Genomic DNA, 16,535 nt, shown 5'->3' with positions numbered 1-16,535 from the left:
AGTCGAACCTGTGGCCTTCAGCTCCGGAGGCTGACGCTCTATCCAGCTGAGCTACTGGCGCAACAGTCGGGGCGAGAGGATTTGAACCTCCGACCTCCTGGTCCCGAACCAGGCGCGCTAACCGGTCTGCGCCACGCCCCGAACAACAACTGCGAGTTGTGAGACGCCGAGTTCCGAGGCCGCCCCCCCCGCCGAAGGAAGCCGCACTGCGCGGTCCTCGCAACCCGGCGTCTCGCAACTCGGAACCAGCTTCTCAGTGCGCCCAGGAGGAGTTGAACCCCCAACCTCCTGATCCGTAGTCAGGCGCTCTATCCAGTTGAGCTATGGGCGCGATGGGCGGTACAAGATTCGAACTTGTGACCTCTACGATGTCAACGTAGCGCTCTAACCAACTGAGCTAACCGCCCGTCGTTCGGCGGCCGGCGTCCGAACGTGAAACGCCCGGCCGGCAGGTCCGTAGGAGCGGGAAACGGGACTCGAACCCGCGACCCCAACCTTGGCAAGGTTGTGCTCTACCAACTGAGCTATTCCCGCAGGTGGAGGCGAGGGGGATCGAACCCCTGACCTCGTGAATGCCATTCACGCGCTCTCCCAACTGAGCTACGCCCCCCGCCCCCGAACGGCCAGGGTCTTCCGTTCGGAGCCCCGAAAGCTATTTTGGTGCCCCGTCCCGGTCAACGAGAACTTCGACCCGGGTGGTGGGTACAAGGCCGCATGAACCACAAGACGCCACGGCGCCGCACCAGGGCGCCGCGCTATATAAGGAATGAGATGGCCGATCAGCCTGCCGCTCGCAAGCGCCGCCGCCCGTCCAAGCCGCTCCTGCCCCTGGGGCCCGGGGAGGCCGACCGGGACATCCTCGACCAGTACCTGTACGAGGTGTCCGTCACGCCCCTCCTGAAGCCGCACGAGGAGATCGAGCTGGCGAAGAAGGTCCGGGCCGGCGACCACGACTCGATGCAGGAGCTGGTGCGCCGCAACCTGCGCTTCGTCATCTCGGTGGCGAAGAAATACCAGAACCGCGGCCTCCCGCTCACCGACCTGATCGGCGAGGGCAACGTTGGCCTGATGACCGCCGCCCGCAAGTTCGACCCCGATCAGGGCGTGAAGTTCATCTCGTACGCGGTGTGGTGGATCCGGCAGGCGATCCTGGCCTCGCTGGCGCGCCAGGGCCGCACGGTGCGGGTGCCCCTGAACCGCACGGCGGACCTGTCGAAGATCGTCCGTACGGCCGAGGCGCTGCGCCAGTCGATGCGCCGCGAGCCGACCCCGGAGGAGGTCGCCGCCGCCACGGGGCTGTCGCTGGAGGTGGTGCAGTCGCTGGCCGCCCTGAACAGCGGCGAGGTGCGGCTCGACGCGCCCCTGGACCCCGACGGCGACCGCTCGCTGATCGAGCGGTTCGTCTCGGACGAGGGGCCGACGACCGAGGACCGCGCCATGGACCGGTTCCTCGCCCAGGAGATCGAGAGCGCGCTGGCCACGCTGCCGCCGCGCGACGCGAAGGTGCTGCGGCTCTACTTCGGCCTCGACGGCGGGCGCGAGCACACCCTGGAGGAGATCGGCGGCATGCTCGGCGTGACGCGCGAGCGCATCCGCCAGCTCCGGGACCGCGCCCTGAAGCGGCTGCGCGAGGGGACCGTGGGGAAGGCGCTGGCCAGCTTCGCGGCCTGACCGGGCCGCCCGCGGCGTAGGCCCACAGTGGCGGCCGGGGGGAGCCCTTCCTCCCGGCCGCTTCGTTTGGCCGGGTGCGCGCGTGCGCGCCGGCTCGTTCGCGCCATCACATTCTTGTCCCCCGCTCCCGTCCGCCCTATCTTGCCCTGGTGTTCGCCTCCCTGGGCCGCCACGTGCTCGCGGCCGTCGCGGCGTTCGGCCGGCTGGGCCGGTTCCTCGGCGACACCGTTCGCGCGCTGGCCGAGGTCCGCACCTGGGGCCCGCTGGCCTTCCAGCAGATGCGGCGGCTGGGCGTGGAGTCGCTGCCCATCACCCTGTTCATCGCCGCGTTCACCGGCATCGTCCTCGCCCTGCTGGCGTCCTACGCCATGACGAACTACGTGCCGCCGTACCTGGTCGGCACGCTGGTCGGCAAGACGATGATCCTCGAGCTGGGGCCGGTCCTGACCGGGCTCGCCCTGGCGGGCCGGGTGGGCGCCAACATCGCCGCCGAGCTCGGCACGATGCGCGTCACCGAGCAGGTGGACGCGCTGGAGACCCTGGCCTACAACCCGTACGCCTACCTGGTGGTCCCGCGGGTGCTGGCGGGCACGCTCATGTTCCCCGTGGTGGTGGCGTTCGCGATGGCCATGGGCGTGTTCACCGGCTGGGTCGCCGCGACCACGCTCCTGCCCGTCACCACCGCCGAGTTCGTGCGCGGTCTGCGGCTGTTCTTCGTGCCCTTCGACATCCAGTTCGGGCTGATCAAGTCGGCGTCCTTCGGCCTCGTGATCACCCTGATCGGCTGCTTCCTCGGGTTCACCACCCGCGGCGGCGCCGAGGGCGTGGGCCGCGCCACCACTCGGACGGTGGTCTACAGCGCCGAGATGATCCTGGTGCTCGACGCGTACTGGGCGGTGACCCTGCTCCGGACGCAGGTGGCGTGATCGAGTTCCGCGATCTCCACAAGGCGTTCGGCGCGAACCGCGTGCTCGAGGGGTTCTCGCTGACGGTGCGCGACGGCGAGACGATGGTCATCATCGGCTACTCCGGCACGGGCAAGAGCGTGGCGGTCAAGCACGTGGTGGGGCTCCTGGAGCCGGACGCCGGCGAGGTCGCGGTGGACGGCCAGGTGGTCTCCGCGCTGCGGCGGCGGGAGCTGACGGAGCTCCGGGCCAACATCGGCTTCGTGTTCCAGTTCGCGGCGCTGTTCGACTCGCTGACCATCTTCGAAAACGTCGCCCTCGGCCTGCAGCGCCGGCGGTCGATGAGCGCCGCCGAGATCGCGACCCGGGTGGCCGAGTCGCTGCAGCTGGTGGACCTCGCCGGCACCGAGGGTCACATGCCGGCCGAGCTGTCGGGCGGCATGCGCAAGCGGGTGGGCCTGGCGCGCGCCATCGCCTTGCGGCCCAAGTACCTTCTCTATGACGAGCCGACCACGGGGCTGGATCCCGTGACGTCGGCGGTGATCGACCAGCTCATCGTGCGGACGCGGGAGGCGCTCGGCGTCACCAGCATCGTGATCACGCACGACATGCGGACCGCCTACACGGTCGGCGACCGGATCGCTATGCTCTACCAGGGTCGCATCCGGCAGGTGGGCACGGTGGACGAGATCCGGGCGACCGCCGATCCGGTGGTGCGGCAGTTCGTCGAGGGCCGGCCCGACGGGCGGGCGGCCGAGCGCGCGAGCCTGAGCGGCGCGTCCGGCGCCTTCGCCCAGGAGGGAGAGGGATGAGGCGCACCAGCGAAGCCCTGGTGGGGGCGTCGGTGCTGATCGCCATCGCGCTGGTGGTGGCGGGCACCCTGTGGCTCAGCCAGGCGCGGTTCGGCGGGAACGACTTCACCCGCGACGTGCGTGTGCGCAGCATCGGCGGCCTGCTGCCCGGCGATCCGGTGCTGTTGCGGGGCGTGCGCATCGGGCGCGTGGACGCGATCGCCCTGTCGCGCAGCGACTGGGTCACCGTGTCGCTGCGGCTGCGGGGCTCGACGGAGCTGCCCGAGCACCCGGTGGCCCTGTTCGCCACCACCACCCTGTTCGGCGACTGGGGCGTGCAGATCATCTCGCGCGACAACCTCCCCGACGACCCCGAGATCCGGAAGGCGATCGTGGAAGCGACGCCGGCCCGCGGCAACGCGATGCCGGGCGCGGCCCTGCCCGACGTGGGACAGCTCACCGCGCAGGCCGGCCGCATCGCCGGCGACATCGCCCTCATCGCGACGCGCGTCAACGCCGCCTTCGACTCGGCAAGCGCCGCGCGCCTCAAGAGCGCCTTCATCGACTTGTCGCGCCTCACCAGCGTGCTGCGGACCATCGCCACGGGCCAGGAGTCCACGCTCACCCGGATCGGCGGCAGCCTCGACACCGGCACCACCCTGCTCGCCCAGACGGCGCGGTCCATCGCGCGCACCGCCTCGCGGGTCGATTCGGCGACTTCCCGGGACCAGCTGCAACGCATCCTCGGCCACACCGATACGGTCACCGCGAGCCTGACGGACGTGGCCGCCAACCTCCGCTCGCTGTCGCGCGCGGCCGCTGGTCAGCAGCAGGCGTTCGAGCGCATCGTGGCCCGGACCGATTCGATGCTGGAGCGGATCCAGGCCGGGCAGGGCACCCTGGGCCGCCTCAGCCGCGACACGACGCTCTACAGCGAGACCGTCGAGGCCGTGCACACGCTGCGGGAGCTGCTGCAGGACATCCAGAGGAATCCGCGCCGCTACTTCTCGTTCTCGGTGTTCTAGTGGGTGAGCGTCCGACGCCGATCGAGGAGACCTCGGCCGGGGGCGTCGTGTTCCGCCGCCGCAACGGGGATCATCCGGCGTTCCTCCTGATCCGCGACTCGTACCGCAACTGGGGGCTGCCCAAGGGCCACCTCGAGGCGGGCGAGGCGGCCGCCGAGGCCGCGCTCCGCGAGGTGGGCGAGGAGACCGGGCTCACCGACCTGGTGCTCCACGGGCCGATCCAGGAGATCGACTGGTTTTTCCGGTTCCGGCGCCGCCTCATCCACAAGACCTGCGTGTTCTACCTGATGGAGAGCGCCTCGGGCGAGGCCTGTCCGCAGCGGGACGAGGGGATCACCGCCTGCCGCTGGCTGCCGTTCGACGACGCGCTCAAGGCGGTTTCGTACGCCAACGCACGGGAGGTGCTGAGCCTGGCCGGCCAGCTCCTTGCCGCCCGCTTCGCCAGGTGAGCCCGACCCTCGTGACCACCGCACGGGAGGTGCTGAGTCTGGCCGGACAGCGGCTGATCGCCATCGACGCGCCGTGACCCAGCCCGCGATCGTGACGTTGCTCCGGAGCCCGGCGGCCCGCGCGGCGTTCCGCCGCGCGATGCCGCGCGGCCGCGCCCGGGTGGCGTCGTGCCGGTCGGCGTCGGCGGTCGAGCGCCTGCTCGCCGGGACGCTCGCAGACGCGGTCGTGGTCGACGCGCGGGTGCCGGGCGCACTCGCGGTCCTCGGCGCCTGCCGGGCGGCCTACCCCGGCATCCCGCGCTTCGCGTACTCGGCCTTCCGGCCGGACGAGGCGGAGCTGCTGGCCTCCTGCATCCGGAGCGCGGGTGCCCACCCGATCTTCGAGGGCGTGGAGGACGCCGTCCTGCCGGACCTGATCCTCCCGCGCACCGCGAGCGCGACCCGTCTCGTGCTCCTGGCCGGTGCGCCGCGGCTGCTGCGGCTGCTCGACCCGCTGCAGGAGCAGGCGTGGCGCGCCGTGATGCGGCGCGTCGGCGGGCGGCTCCGCACCTCGGACATCGCCGCCGAGCTGGGCGTGTCGCGGGAGCACCTGTCGCGCCAGTTCGGCGCTGGCGGGGCCCCGAACCTCAAGCGGGTCATCGACCTCGCGCGGGCCGCCACGGCCGCCGACCTGCTGGCCAACCCCGGCTATTCGGTCCGGGCCGTGGCGCGCATCCTCGGCTTCGCGTCGGCGAGCCACCTCTCCGGCGCGGCCCGCCGCGTGGCCGGCGTCACGGCGCGGGGCCTCTCCGCGCTCGGGCCGGCCGGAGTGCTGGGCTCGTTCCTCCGCGGTCGGACGCGCAGCCGCAGCTGGGGCGCGGCGCGCTGACGGCGCGGTGGCCCGCCGCGCGGCCGGGCCGGCGCTCGCGCGGCCTTCGACGCGCTCCTATCTTCCGAGCCGCATGGCAGAGCTTCGCGACGGCCTCCAGGCCACTCTAGGCAGTACCTACCGGATCGAGCAGGAGCTCGGCGGCGGTGGCATGAGCCGCGTTTTCCTGGCGATCGAGACCAGTCTCGGCCGCAAGGTCGTGATCAAGGTCCTGCCTCCGGAGATGGCCGCCGGGGTCAACAGCGATCGGTTCAACCGCGAGATCCGGCTGTCCGCCTCGCTGCAGCATCCGCACATCGTTCCGCTGATCACCACCGGCCAGGCGGGCGACCTCCTCTACTACACCATGCCGTTCGTCGAGGGCGAGAGCCTCCGCGCCAAGCTGACGCGCGAGGGCGAGCTGCCGGTCGGCGAGGCGATCCGCATCCTGCTCGACGTGGTGGACGCGCTCGGCTATGCCCACGCGCACGGAGTGGTGCACCGCGACATCAAGCCGGACAACGTCCTGATCTCCGGCCACCACGCCGTGGTGACCGACTTCGGCGTGGCCAAGGCGGTGAGCGCCTCGAGCGGCTCGTCCACGCTGACCTCGCTCGGGGTCGCGCTGGGTACGCCGGCCTACATGGCGCCCGAGCAGGCCGCCGCCGACCCGCACGTGGATCACCGCGCCGACCTCTACGCCGTGGGTGCGCTCGCGTACGAGATGCTGTGCGGCCGGCCGCCGTTCGCCGGGATGACCCCGCAGGCGGTGCTCGCCGCCCACGTCACACAGGTGCCGGATCCGGTCGTGGCCCACCGGCCCACCGTGCCGGGAGCGCTCAATGCGCTGATCATGCGGTGTCTGGAGAAGAAGGCGGCCGACCGTCCGCAGCGGGCCGAAGAGCTGCTGGCCGAGCTCCAGGCGATGGCGACGCCGTCGGGAGGGATGGCACCCACCGGCGCGGTGCGCACGATCTCCTCGGGGACGGAGGCGGCGATCCGGCGCGCGCACCCGGCCCGCGTGGCCACGATCTTCGTGGCCGTCGCCGCGGTGGTTTTCGGGCTGGTCTACGTGGTGATGGTGAAGGCCGGACTGCCCGGATGGGTGCTTCCGGGCGCCGGGGTGCTGCTCGTGGCCGGGCTCCCGATCATGCTCGTGACGGGCGCATCCGAGCGGAGGCGCGCGGTGGCCCGCAGGACCGGCGTGGTCACGGCCGTTCCGTCGGGAGGCTTCCGCGGGCTGTTCACCTGGCGCAGGGCCATCGTGGGTGGCGCGCTGGCCTTCGCGGCGCTCGGGGCGGGCACCGCGGTGTACATGACGATGCGCGCGCTCGGCATCGGGCCGGTCGGGACGCTCGTCGCCGCGGGCACGCTCAAGGAGCGGCAGAAGGTCATCCTCGCCGAGTTCGTGAACCGCGCGGCCGACACCACGCTCGGGCCCACGCTCACCGAGGCGTTCCGGGTGGACCTCGCCCAGTCGCCGACCGTGCAGCTGGTGGACGCCAACGTGGTCGGCGCGGCGCTGACGCGGATGCAGCGCGATCCGCGCGCGCGGCTGACGCCGGATCTGGCCCGCGAGGTCGCCGAGCGCGAGGGCGTGACGGCCGTGGTCGCGGGGCAGATCGATCCGGTGGACCGCGGCTACGTTCTCTCGACCAGCATCGTCTCGGCAGCCGACGGCCGGGTGCTCACCGCGGTCCGCGCCACGGCCTCCGACGGTTCGCATCTGATCGACGCCCTCGACAAGCTCTCCAGCTCGCTGAGGGAGCGCATCGGCGAGTCGTTCCGGAGCATCCGGGCCACGCCCCCGCTCGCACAGGTGACCACCGGCTCGCTCGAGGCGCTGCGCAAGTACTCGGAGGCCGTTCGCCTCTTCAACCAGGGAGACCAGGAAGGGGCGATCCCCGTCCTGCGGGAGGCGACGGCCCTCGACACGGGCTTCGCGATGGCGTACCGCAAGCTCTCCGTGATCCTCAGCAACACCGGCGGCGCCTACGACCAGATCGTCGCCGCCGCCACCCAGGCTTTCCGTCACGGCGACCGTCTCACCGAGGTGGAGCGCGACCTCACGTCGGCCCGCTATTACGAGATCGTCGAATGGGACCCGGCGCGGATGTCGGCCGCCTATCGCTCGGTGCTCGACGCGGATCCGAACAGCGAAGTTGCGCTGAACAACCTGGCGAACCTGTTGAACTTCCAGGGACAGTACGCCGCCGCGGAGAGCCTGGTCCAGCGCGGGATCCGCCTGGGCTACGCCGGCACTTTCTACCAGTCCGCCTACGAGAGCGAGATGCCGCAGGGTCATTTCGCGGACGCCGCCGCGACGACCGAGCGCTACGCCAAGGCGTGGCCGGCCGACCCGGGAGTCGTAAACCAGCGCGCCAGCCTGGCTGCCGCCCAGCACGACTACGCCGCCGCCGAGCAGACATGGCGGCAGTTGCTGCAGAGCCAGCGGACCGGGTCATCGTGGCACGAGAACGCGAATTGGGCCCTCGCTGCGCTTTCCGAGGTGCGCGGACAGCTGGGGCGCTCGGCGCAGTACCTGCACGACGTGCAGTCGGATGCCGAGACCCGCAACCTGCCGGCCGACTACATCGAGGCGGCCCTCGCCACGGGATGGTTGGACCTGCACTATCGCAACCGGCCCGACGACGCCGTGCAGAAGGTCAGCGCGGCCCTCGCCCGGCATCCGCTCGCCGGCATCCCGCCCGAAAGCCGGCCGTATTCCGATCTCGCGGCCTTGTACGCGCGCGCCGGCCGAGTGGGCGAGGCCCAACGGCTCATGGCCGAGTTCGAACGCGTCATTCCCGAGGGCATTCGCCGCGGCAGCTTCGCTCGGCGCGGGGCCGCTGCCGAGATTGCCGCGGCACAGGGCCACTACGCCGAGGCCGTCGCGCAGGCCTCACTGCTCAGGCAGGAAAGCGGGTGCCCCGTCTGTGCGCTGCTGGACCTGGGCAGGATGTACGAGAAGACGGGTCAGACGGACTCCGCGCTGGCCGCCTACGAGACGGTGGTCACGCGCTCGGCACCGTACCGGATCTTCGACGATTCGTACCAGCTGGCGCCGACGTACAAGCGGCTCGGCGAGCTGTACGAGGCCAAGGGTGACCGCGCGAAGGCGCTGGACTACTACGGACGCTTCGTGGACCTCTGGAAGAACGCCGACCCGGAGCTGCAGCCGGTCGTCCGCGACGTGCGCCAGCGCCTTGCTCGCCTCGGCGGAGCGCACTAGCAGCCCGACCGGGCGGTCGTGGCCACGGTGTCCGTGCCGACGCGGGCCCGGCCCGCTGTCGGGCGGACGGTAGTCGTCGGACCACTACCGGGCGGACCCGTCGGTTGCCGCAGCCGCCGCGTCCCGGGTATTTTTCACGACTGCGTTCGAGCCGAATCCACCTTTCACACAGCGTCTCCATGGCCAACGAAACGGTGCTGCGCCCGGGTGAACTGAAGGACGTCCTCCTCCGCGAGATCGAGGCCGCCGATCTGGCGGCGGCCGACCTCGAGGAGGTCGGCACGGTGCTCGAGGTCAAGGACGGCGTGGCCCGCGTATACGGGCTCACCGCGGCCATGTCCGGCGAGATGCTCGAGTTCCGGGCGTCGGCAACCGACGAGGGCATCAGCGGCCTCGCCCTGAACCTGGAGGAAGACAACATCGGCGCCGTGATCCTGGGGAACTACCTGAATCTCCGGGAGGGCGACGAGGTCCGCCGCACGGGGCGGGTCTTCGAGGTGCCGGTCGGGGACGGCATGATCGGACGGGTGGTGGACCCCCTGGGCCGGCCGCTCGACGGGCGGGGGCCGATCGCCGCGCAGGGCGCCCGCCACGTGGAGATGGTGGCGCCGGGCATCGTGGTGCGGCAGCCGGTAAAGGAGCCGCTGCAGACCGGGATCAAGGCCGTGGACTCGATGATCCCCATCGGCCGCGGCCAGCGGGAGCTGATCATCGGCGACCGCGGCACGGGCAAGACGGCGATCGCCATCGACACCATCATCAACCAGAAGGGCGGCGACGTCGTCTGCGTGTACGTGGCCATCGGCCAGAAGAATTCCACGGTGGCCTCGGTGGTCGAGCGGCTCCGCCAGCGCGGCGCGATGGACTACACCATCGTGGTGGTGGCGGCAGCCTCGGACCCGGCGCCGCTGCAGTTCATCGCCCCGTACGCCGGGTGCGCGATGGCGGAGCACTTCATGTACACGCAGGGCCGCCACACGCTGTGCGTCTACGACGATCTGTCGAAGCACGCGGCCGCGTACCGGCAGATCTCGCTGGTGCTGCGACGCCCGCCGGGGCGGGAGGCGTACCCGGGCGACGTGTTCTACCTGCATTCGCGGCTGCTGGAGCGCGCGGCCAAGATCGCGGAGGATCCCGCCCTCATCAAGTACGACCCGCGCATCACGAAGCCGGGCGGCTCCCTGACCGCGCTGCCGATCATCGAGACGCTGGCCGGCGACGTCTCGGCCTACATCCCGACCAACGTCATCTCGATCACCGACGGGCAGATCTTCCTCGAGACCGACCTGTTCTACTCCAACGTGCGCCCGGCGATCAACGTCGGCATCTCGGTGAGCCGCGTGGGCGGCAACGCGCAGATCAAGGCGATGAAGCAGGTGGCCGGCCGCCTGCGGCTCGATCTGGCACAGTACCGCGAGTTGGAGGCGTTCTCCCAGTTCGGCTCCGACCTCGACCAGGCGACCCTGCGCCAGCTGGCGCGCGGCCAGCGCCTGGTCGAAGTCCTCAAGCAGCCCCAGTACGCCACGATGGACGTCGCCGAGCAGGTGGAGATCATCTTCGCGGCCACCAACGGCTACCTCGACGACGTCGAGGTGCCGGCCATCAAGGCGTGGGAGACGGCGTTCCACCAGTACATGGCCGCGAGCCACGCCGACCTCGCCGCCGAGATCCGGGACAAGAAGGTGCTGTCGGACGACTTGACCGGCCGGCTCCGCAAGGCGATCGAGGCCTTCAAGGCGCTCAAGAAGTAATGGCCAAGACGCGGGCGCTCCGGCGCCGCATCCGCTCGATCGAGAGCACGCGCCAGGTCACGCGGACGATGGAGATGGTGTCCACGTCCAAGCTGAAGCGCGCCCAGGACCGCGTGGTGGGCGCGCGGCCTTACGCGCAGGCCCTGGCGGAAACCATCGGCGACCTGCTCAGCCCGGAGCTCGCGGAGCGCTTCCCGCTCCTCCGGCAGCCGACTCCGCCGGCCCGGGGCGGGCCGCGCCGCGCGGCGGTCCTGCTCATCACGTCGAACCGCGGCCTCGCCGGCGCCTTCAACGCGAACCTGATCCGGGCGGCGCGCGAGCGGGTGGCGGCGCTGGAAGCGGCCGGGTACACCGTGGACCTGCTGGTCGTGGGGAAGAAGGCGATCGCCTACTTCAAGTTCGTGCGGCGCCCGCTGGCGCTGGCACGCCTCGACATCGGCGACCGGCCCACGGCCGCCCACGCGGTCGAGCTGGCGGGGCCCCTCATCACGCAGTTCGAGGCCGGAGGGCTGGCGTCGCTCGACGTGGTGTACGCGCGCTTCAAGTCGGCGCTGGCGACGCCACCGGTCGTCGAGCGGGTGCTGCCCATTGAAGCCAGACGGGCAGTTGCGCGGACGGCAAGTGGCAAGACCGCTCCTCCCCGCCCCGAAGGCCGGACGCCCAACTTCATCCTGCGGCCGGGCCCCGAGGAGCTGCTCGCGGCGCTGCTGCCGCTCTACGTCCGCAACCTCGTCTACCGCGCCCTGGTGGAGACGGCGGCCTCGGAGCACGGCGCGCGCCGCACGGCGATGAAGAACGCGACCGACAACGCCGGGGAGATCCTGGACATCCTGCGGCGGACGTTCAACCGAGCCAGGCAAGGTCAGATCACCCAAGAGCTCGCGGAGATCGTCGGCGGTGCAGAGGCGCTGAAGGGATAGTCAACGCTCTACGAGGAGCCCATGGCAGAGTCGAACATCGGCAAAGTCGTCCAGGTCATCGGACCCGTCATCGACGTCGAGTTCCCCCCCGAGCGCCTGCCCGAGCTGTACACCGCGCTCCGGGTGGACGAGGCGGGCCCGGCGGGTGAGCGGGTGCGCCTGGTGGCCGAGGTGCAGCAGCACATCGGCCGCAACCAGGTGCGCGCGGTGGCGATGTCGTCGACCGACGGGCTGGTGCGCGGCATGCCGGCCCTGGACCTGGGCGGTCCCATCTCGGTCCCGGTCGGCAAGCACGCCCTCGGCCGGATCCTCAACGTGCTCGGCGAGCCGGTGGACGGCGGAGAACCGATCCCATCCGACGCGGAGCGCTGGTCGATCCACCGCGAGCCGCCGAAGTTCACCGAGCTGCAACCCAAGACGGAGGTCTTCGAGACCGGGATCAAGGTCATCGACCTGATCTCCCCGTTCGCCAAGGGCGGCAAGATCGGGCTGTTCGGCGGCGCGGGCGTGGGCAAGACCGTGATCATCCAGGAGCTGATCCACAATGTCGCGATGGGACACGGCGGCCGGTCGGTGTTCTGCGGGGTCGGCGAGCGGACCCGCGAGGGGAACGACCTGTACCTGGAGATGAAGGAGTCCGGGGTGCTGCCGTCCACCGCCCTCATCTACGGCCAGATGAACGAGCCGCCGGGCGCGCGCCTGCGGGTGGGCCTCTCCGGGCTCACGGTCGCGGAGTACTTCCGTGACGTCGAGGGCCAGGACGTGCTGGTCTTCATCGACAACATCTTCCGGTTCACCCAGGCCGGCTCCGAGGTCTCCGCCCTGCTGGGGCGCATGCCGAGCGCGGTGGGCTACCAGCCCACGCTCGGCACCGAGATGGGCGACCTCCAGGAGCGCATCACCTCGACCAAGCGCGGCTCGATCACCTCGGTGCAGGCGATCTTCGTCCCCGCCGACGATCTCACCGACCCCGCGCCGGCCACGGCGTTCGCGCACCTCGACGCCACGGTGGTGCTGTCGCGGCAGATCTTCGAGCTGGGCATCTACCCCGCGGTGGACCCGCTGGACTCGGCCAGCCGCATCCTCGACGCCCAGTACCTCGGCGACCGCCACTACAAGGTCGCGACCCAGGTCCAGCAGATTCTCCAGCGCTACAAGGACCTCCAGGACATCATCGCGATCCTCGGCATGGACGAGCTGTCGGAGGACGACAAGCAGATCGTGGCGCGCGCCCGCCGGGTGCAGCGCTTCCTGTCGCAGCCGTTCCACGTGGCGGAGGTCTTCACCGGCCTGCCGGGCCGCTACGTGAAGCTCGAGGAGACCATCGAGTCGTTCGAGCGCGTGGTCGCGGGCGAGTTCGACGAGCTGCCGGAGCAGGCGTTCTACATGGTGGCCGGGATCGACGACGTCGTCGAGCGCGCCAAGAAGCTCGAGGCGGCCTGATGACCGGAGCGGAGCGGCCGATGCGGGTCACCGTGGTGTCCCCCGAACGGCAGCTGTTCGACGGCGAGGCCACCGCGGTCGTCGCGCCCGCCTACGACGGCCTGGTCGGCATCCTCCCGCGGCACGCGCCGTTCCTGACCCTGCTCGGCGCGGGGAGGCTGGTCGTGCGGCGCGGCGCCGAGTCCGAGCAGTTCACCGTCGCGGGCGGCTTCGCCCAGGTGACGGACAACCGGGTGCGCATCGTCGTGGAGCGGGTGGCGAGCTGAGCTCGAGCGTGAAGGCGCCGAGCGGATCGGTGGCCCGTCCGGGATTCCCGGGCGGGTCACGTGCTTTCCGGGCCGGCCTCCTGCTATCTTAAGGCCGCGCGGCGCCACGGTGGCCCGGCACTGACACGGAGGGACGCACATGAGGCGCATCGGCAAGGCAATGATCGCGGCGGCGCTGCCCCTGGTCGCGGGTGCGACGGCCGCCCGGGCGCAGCTGGCGGGCATCCCGGTGTACTTCAATCCCCGGGGCGGCACCGGCATCGGCGTGTCGGCCGACCTCGGGTTCCCGAACAACAACGCCGGTGGCGGCACCGCGTACGGGGTGGCCGGGAGCTTCGGCGCCGGTCCGGTGACGCTCACGGGCATGGTGGGCGCGTGGAAGGGCACGGGCTTCGGCAGCGCGGAGACCTCGTTCGGCGCCGACCTCGGCTACCGGCTCTTCGGCGGCGGCCTGCTGCCGGTCGCGGTCGGCGTGCAGGCGGGCTACGGCTCGGTGAAGATCCCGGCCATCGGCGGCACCGTGACGGCCACCACGATCCCCGTCGGCATCGCGCTGGCGTTGAACCCGCCGCTGTTTCCGCTCAAGCCGTGGGTGGCGCCCCACATGGACTTCACCAGCGTTTCGGGGGGTGGGGGCAACGCCTCGAACTTCCACGTGTCCGCCGGCGTCAACTTCAACCTGCTCCTCGGCCTCGGCGTGCACGCGGCCGTGGACTGGGGCAAGATCAAGGGCACGGACCAGACCAGCCTGGTCTGGGGCGTCGGCGCCCACTTCAACTTCCACGTGCCCGTCATGTAGCCGAGTCGTCCATACCCGCGGGGGCGCGCCGGCCGGCGCGCCCCTCGGGTCCCGCTCTCCCCCTCGACCCCGGCACCCGTGACGAACGTATCGCAGCACAACTGGCTGAGTCCGGTCGCAGTCCTGGCGCTGTCGCTCACCGCGGCCGGCTGCGCGATGACCTTCGACGCGACCAGCCTCGGCGTGCCCGCGAGCCTGGCGTCGGCCGCGGCGCAACCGGCGGTCGGCGACACGTTCGACGTCCGCACCAAGGCCGTCTACCTCTTCTGGGGGCTGTACGCCAGCCAGGAGCCGAGCCTGCTGCGCGCGCTCGAGGGCCAGGTGGCCGGCGGCCGCGCCGTCCGGGATCTCCGGGTGCGCGTGACGCGCCGCTGGTCCGACATCCTCATCACCGCGCTGACGGCCGGCATCGTGACCCCCATGACCGTCCGGTTCCAGGGCGTGGTCGTTCCGAACTCGCCCTAGCGCCGCGCTCTTGACGCGCCCGGCGGGCGGGCGCCATCGTTGGGCTTCCCCAGGGCAGGGACCCGGAAGCGCGCACGTGCCCGCAACCCCCGTACAGGAGACACCATCATGGCAGGACGTCTGATGCACGTCGGGAAGAAAGTGCTGATGCTGGGCGCATTCGTGGCACTCACCGCGTGCTACCACACCATCACGACCACCAACCTCACCCCCGGCACGACGCACGTCGAGGCGTGGGTCCCGACGTTCATCGCCGGGTTGGTCCCGGGCAAGGTGGACGCGGCCAAGCTGTGCGGTGGCAAGCCGGTGCAGGCGGTGGACGCGCAGGCGAGCTTCCTCAACCTGCTCGTCGGGTTCGTCACGTTCAGCATCTTCACCCCGATGCAGGTGACGGTGACCTGCGTCGGCTGACGCGCTGATCGTGCTGTCGTGAACGGGGCCGGCCACTGCGCCGGCCCCGTCGTTTTCCGGTTCAGCGCATCCGTCTGAGGTAGGCGATCGCGACCACGAGCAGCAGCGTCGGCCCGGCGAACGCGGGGAGGTTCCACGGGAGGTGCGACGCCAGGCCGTAGGCCACGCGCGCGACGAACAGGAGGACGACGAGGTACGCCCCCCAGCGTCGCATGATCCACAGGCCGTACAGCGCGGCCACGGTGACCGCGAGGGTGGCGAAGGCCGCGGCGCGCTGGCCGGCGCCGGGCGGGACGGCCCACAGCGCATCCACGCTGAACAGGACGCCGGTGAAGATCGAGGCGAGCAGGCCGAGGAGGCAGACGATCGTGACCGGCAGGGGGCGCGGCCGGCTCGCCGGGAGCGGCGGATGAGGGTCCATGCGACCAAGCTATCCGCGGATGCGGCGCAGGCTCAATGGGGGCCCCGGCGACCCAGGTCGCGCCCGGAACGTGATCCAGGTCCCCAACTCGGCCCCGGGTGAGCGCGGTCACTGTCCCGGGCGCGGGGGTGGGGGGTATCTTGACCATGCCCCAGGGCCGGGGTTGGGCCCGGCGCCCGTACTCGGGGCACCACCAATCAGGGAGGATAGCGATGTCTCGGATGCACCGTGCGGGTATGGCGGTCGTGCTTGGCGTGCTCGCCGCTGGCGCAGCGTCCAGGGCGCAGGCCCAGATCCAGGGAATGCCGTTGTTCACCAATCCCCGGTACGCGACCGGATTCCGCGTGCACGCCGACCTCGGACTGCCGACGGACACCAAGGTCGGCCTCGGCGACTACAGCGTCATCCAGGGCGGCGTGACGTTCGCGCTGGGCCCGGTTGGCCTGGGCGCGAACGTCGGCGCCACGCGCAACGACTTCAAGAACATCAGCAACGGCACGGGCGGCACCGTCGGCGCCCAGACCAAGATCACGGCCAGCGCACTGGCGCAGCTGCGCGTCTACGGCGGCGGCGCGTCGCCGTTCGCGCTCTCGCTGTTCGGCGGCGCCAGCATGGACGTCCAGGCCTACCAGTTCTCGGGCCTGGCGGACTCGATCAAGACTCAGCTCGGCGGCAACTCCAAGGTCCTCACGATCCCGGTGGGCGCGGCGCTCGGCATCAAGCTCCCGCTCGTCATCGTGAACCCGAACCTGTGGGCGGCGCCGCGCTTGAACTTCACCAAGCTCATCAACTGCGGCACCACCTGCCCGAGCTCGAAGTCCGAGTTCCGCTGGGCCGTCGGCCTGGACGTGCCGATCTTCCGGATCATCTCGGTGCGCGCCGCGTTCGACAGCGGCAAGCTCTACGGCACGACGGTGAACAACTTCGGCGTCGGGGCCTCGATCGGCATCGGAGGGATGCGATAGGACGGGTTGTAGGTTGCAGGTAGTGGGTCGTGGGTTAGCGTCGCTCGACCAGGTCGATCACCAGCTGCACTGACCGGTCGGCCGCGCCCCGGCCGCGTTCGACGACCGCCCGTGCCGCCCGAGCAGCGGAGGCACGGGCGGTCTCGTCCTGGAGCCAGCCGGTGACCGCGGCGG

General features: G+C 71.2%; 16 protein-coding genes and 5 tRNA genes. 15 read left to right on the top strand and 6 right to left on the bottom strand.

Annotated elements, in window-relative coordinates:
- Positions 1-66: 66 nt before the first annotated feature.
- From VMF70_11930 to VMF70_11910, 5 genes are all read right to left on the bottom strand, one after another.
- Positions 67-141, bottom strand: a tRNA-Pro gene (locus tag VMF70_11930).
- A 116-nt stretch (positions 142-257) separates the two neighbouring features.
- Positions 258-331 (bottom strand) — tRNA-Arg (locus VMF70_11925).
- Positions 332-333: 2 nt separating this feature from the next.
- Positions 334-407 (bottom strand) — tRNA-Val (locus VMF70_11920).
- A 54-nt stretch (positions 408-461) separates the two neighbouring features.
- Positions 462-534: transfer RNA gene (locus VMF70_11915), tRNA-Gly, on the bottom strand.
- A 3-nt stretch (positions 535-537) separates the two neighbouring features.
- Positions 538-610: transfer RNA gene (locus VMF70_11910), tRNA-Ala, on the bottom strand.
- A gap of 161 nt (positions 611-771) precedes the next feature.
- Between VMF70_11910 and VMF70_11905 the strand changes: the two genes are divergently transcribed.
- The 14 genes from VMF70_11905 to VMF70_11840 all read left to right on the top strand — a co-directional run bounded on the left by VMF70_11905 (position 772) and on the right by VMF70_11840 (position 14,975).
- Positions 772-1,671 carry an RNA polymerase sigma factor RpoD/SigA gene (locus VMF70_11905; GenBank protein HTT68728.1) on the top strand — a complete coding sequence of 300 codons (900 nt, stop codon included), beginning with the start codon at positions 772-774 and terminating at the stop codon, positions 1,669-1,671.
- A gap of 149 nt (positions 1,672-1,820) precedes the next feature.
- On the top strand, positions 1,821-2,597 hold the full coding sequence (locus VMF70_11900; GenBank protein HTT68727.1) for an ABC transporter permease: 777 nt from the start codon (positions 1,821-1,823) through the stop codon (positions 2,595-2,597).
- Positions 2,594-3,388: an ABC transporter ATP-binding protein gene (locus VMF70_11895; protein HTT68726.1), complete on the top strand. Its 795-nt coding sequence runs from the start codon at positions 2,594-2,596 to the stop codon at positions 3,386-3,388. Before VMF70_11900 ends, VMF70_11895 begins: the two co-directional genes overlap by 4 nt.
- The gene (locus tag VMF70_11890) at positions 3,385-4,392 is read left to right on the top strand and encodes an MlaD family protein (protein HTT68725.1); all 1,008 of its coding nucleotides are present in this window, start codon (positions 3,385-3,387) and stop codon (positions 4,390-4,392) included. The genes VMF70_11895 and VMF70_11890 overlap by 4 nt, the downstream gene beginning before the upstream one ends.
- Positions 4,392-4,841 carry an NUDIX domain-containing protein gene (locus VMF70_11885; GenBank protein HTT68724.1) on the top strand — a complete coding sequence of 150 codons (450 nt, stop codon included), beginning with the start codon at positions 4,392-4,394 and terminating at the stop codon, positions 4,839-4,841. Before VMF70_11890 ends, VMF70_11885 begins: the two co-directional genes overlap by 1 nt.
- Before the next feature lie 73 nt (positions 4,842-4,914).
- Entirely contained in the window at positions 4,915-5,709 is a 795-nt protein-coding gene (locus VMF70_11880; protein HTT68723.1) for a helix-turn-helix domain-containing protein, read from the top strand.
- A gap of 73 nt (positions 5,710-5,782) precedes the next feature.
- Positions 5,783-8,920: a serine/threonine-protein kinase gene (locus tag VMF70_11875; GenBank protein HTT68722.1), complete on the top strand. Its 3,138-nt coding sequence runs from the start codon at positions 5,783-5,785 to the stop codon at positions 8,918-8,920.
- Between the two features lie 179 nt (positions 8,921-9,099).
- The gene (gene atpA / locus VMF70_11870) at positions 9,100-10,671 is read left to right on the top strand and encodes a F0F1 ATP synthase subunit alpha (protein HTT68721.1); all 1,572 of its coding nucleotides are present in this window, start codon (positions 9,100-9,102) and stop codon (positions 10,669-10,671) included.
- A complete protein-coding gene (gene atpG / locus VMF70_11865) occupies positions 10,671-11,591 on the top strand; it encodes an ATP synthase F1 subunit gamma (GenBank protein HTT68720.1) in 921 nt (306 codons plus the stop codon). Before atpA ends, atpG begins: the two co-directional genes overlap by 1 nt.
- A 21-nt stretch (positions 11,592-11,612) precedes the next feature.
- Positions 11,613-13,034 carry a F0F1 ATP synthase subunit beta gene (gene atpD, locus VMF70_11860; protein HTT68719.1) on the top strand — a complete coding sequence of 474 codons (1,422 nt, stop codon included), beginning with the start codon at positions 11,613-11,615 and terminating at the stop codon, positions 13,032-13,034.
- Positions 13,034-13,300 carry a hypothetical protein gene (locus VMF70_11855; GenBank protein HTT68718.1) on the top strand — a complete coding sequence of 89 codons (267 nt, stop codon included), beginning with the start codon at positions 13,034-13,036 and terminating at the stop codon, positions 13,298-13,300. The genes atpD and VMF70_11855 overlap by 1 nt, the downstream gene beginning before the upstream one ends.
- Before the next feature lie 139 nt (positions 13,301-13,439).
- On the top strand, positions 13,440-14,099 hold the full coding sequence (locus VMF70_11850) for a hypothetical protein (GenBank protein HTT68717.1): 660 nt from the start codon (positions 13,440-13,442) through the stop codon (positions 14,097-14,099).
- A gap of 78 nt (positions 14,100-14,177) precedes the next feature.
- A complete protein-coding gene (locus VMF70_11845; GenBank protein HTT68716.1) occupies positions 14,178-14,564 on the top strand; it encodes a hypothetical protein in 387 nt (128 codons plus the stop codon).
- 108 nt (positions 14,565-14,672) lie between these two features.
- Complete coding sequence (locus tag VMF70_11840; protein HTT68715.1) at positions 14,673-14,975, top strand: hypothetical protein; 303 nt, start codon at positions 14,673-14,675, stop codon at positions 14,973-14,975.
- Between the two features lie 61 nt (positions 14,976-15,036).
- Here VMF70_11840 and VMF70_11835 read toward each other — a convergent pair whose 3' ends face one another.
- On the bottom strand, positions 15,037-15,396 hold the full coding sequence (locus tag VMF70_11835; protein ID HTT68714.1) for a hypothetical protein: 360 nt from the start codon (positions 15,394-15,396) through the stop codon (positions 15,037-15,039).
- A 236-nt stretch (positions 15,397-15,632) separates the two neighbouring features.
- Between VMF70_11835 and VMF70_11830 the strand changes: the two genes are divergently transcribed.
- Positions 15,633-16,361: a hypothetical protein gene (locus VMF70_11830; protein HTT68713.1), complete on the top strand. Its 729-nt coding sequence runs from the start codon at positions 15,633-15,635 to the stop codon at positions 16,359-16,361.
- Positions 16,362-16,535: the final 174 nt, after the last annotated feature.

The sequence above is a fragment of the Gemmatimonadales bacterium genome, from assembly GCA_035502185.1.
GTDB lineage: Bacteria > Gemmatimonadota > Gemmatimonadetes > Gemmatimonadales > JACORV01 > Fen-1245.
The sequence above is the reverse complement of the archived record's forward strand: the minus strand, read 5'-3'. Positions and strand labels throughout refer to the sequence as shown.

Excerpts from the sequence above, each read along its gene's own strand:
- atpD (HTT68719.1), top strand. The coding sequence starts at position 11,613 with ATGGCAGAGTCGAACATCGGCAAAGTCGTCCAGGTCATCGGACCCGTC.
- atpG (HTT68720.1), top strand. The coding sequence starts at position 10,671 with ATGGCCAAGACGCGGGCGCTCCGGCGCCGCATCCGCTCGATCGAGAGC.
- VMF70_11830 (HTT68713.1), top strand. The coding sequence starts at position 15,633 with ATGGCGGTCGTGCTTGGCGTGCTCGCCGCTGGCGCAGCGTCCAGGGCG.
- VMF70_11875 (HTT68722.1), top strand. The coding sequence starts at position 5,783 with ATGGCAGAGCTTCGCGACGGCCTCCAGGCCACTCTAGGCAGTACCTAC.
- VMF70_11855 (HTT68718.1), top strand. The coding sequence starts at position 13,034 with ATGACCGGAGCGGAGCGGCCGATGCGGGTCACCGTGGTGTCCCCCGAA.
- VMF70_11835 (HTT68714.1), bottom strand. The coding sequence starts at position 15,396 with ATGGACCCTCATCCGCCGCTCCCGGCGAGCCGGCCGCGCCCCCTGCCG.
- VMF70_11850 (HTT68717.1), top strand. The coding sequence starts at position 13,440 with ATGAGGCGCATCGGCAAGGCAATGATCGCGGCGGCGCTGCCCCTGGTC.
- atpA (HTT68721.1), top strand. The coding sequence starts at position 9,100 with ATGGCCAACGAAACGGTGCTGCGCCCGGGTGAACTGAAGGACGTCCTC.
- VMF70_11890 (HTT68725.1), top strand. The coding sequence starts at position 3,385 with ATGAGGCGCACCAGCGAAGCCCTGGTGGGGGCGTCGGTGCTGATCGCC.
- VMF70_11905 (HTT68728.1), top strand. The coding sequence starts at position 772 with ATGGCCGATCAGCCTGCCGCTCGCAAGCGCCGCCGCCCGTCCAAGCCG.
- VMF70_11840 (HTT68715.1), top strand. The coding sequence starts at position 14,673 with ATGGCAGGACGTCTGATGCACGTCGGGAAGAAAGTGCTGATGCTGGGC.